This window comes from Limnospira sp. PMC 1279.21 (assembly GCF_032349615.1).
Taxonomy (GTDB): Bacteria; Cyanobacteriota; Cyanobacteriia; order Cyanobacteriales; family Microcoleaceae; genus Limnospira; species Limnospira fusiformis.
In genome coordinates this window covers 1-482 of the sequence record NZ_JARPLU010000528.1, presented here as the reverse complement: position 1 = coordinate 482, position 482 = coordinate 1, and the positions used below count along the sequence as shown (strand labels likewise).

The window sequence follows — 482 nt, the reverse complement described above, 5'->3', positions numbered from 1 at the left end:
TTAAGTGCGCTCGTAGCAACTGGTACTTGTTATCGAGCAACTCCAGCAGGGTGTGGAAGAGCAGCGAGAGGATGTTGAGGGTCGCCAGCAAGGAAGAAAGATGCTGCTTGCCATGGCCAAAATTGTGTTCGAGATGGTAGCCCTTGGTCTTGAGAGTGTTGTTGTTCTCATTCTCAACTTTCCAACGAGTCAGCCCGGCCCGAACCACCTCGGCTACATTCTCATCGCTGAGAGGATAATTCGTGGCAAAGGAGTTGTGATAGGTTACCTGGCCATCAGCGGTGGTGACAGTAAGTTCGCACCAGTTAACCAACAGGGCCTCATCGCTATCTTTGAGGGGGACTCCGTTGAGATAGCGGTAGGTATAGGTTTTCTCGACTTGACCAGTCCACTTCTTGGTCGTGAGGGTCGGGAGTTCGATGCCCTCTAGGTGTTCATAGAGGGTAGTATGAGACTCGGGGCGACAGACGACGATGAAGTTA

The 482-nt window shown here is 51.9% G+C and carries 1 pseudogene; it reads right to left on the bottom strand.

The window, feature by feature from the left end:
- A pseudogene (locus P5683_RS25790) lies at positions 1–482 on the bottom strand (ISNCY family transposase); the annotation flags it as partial.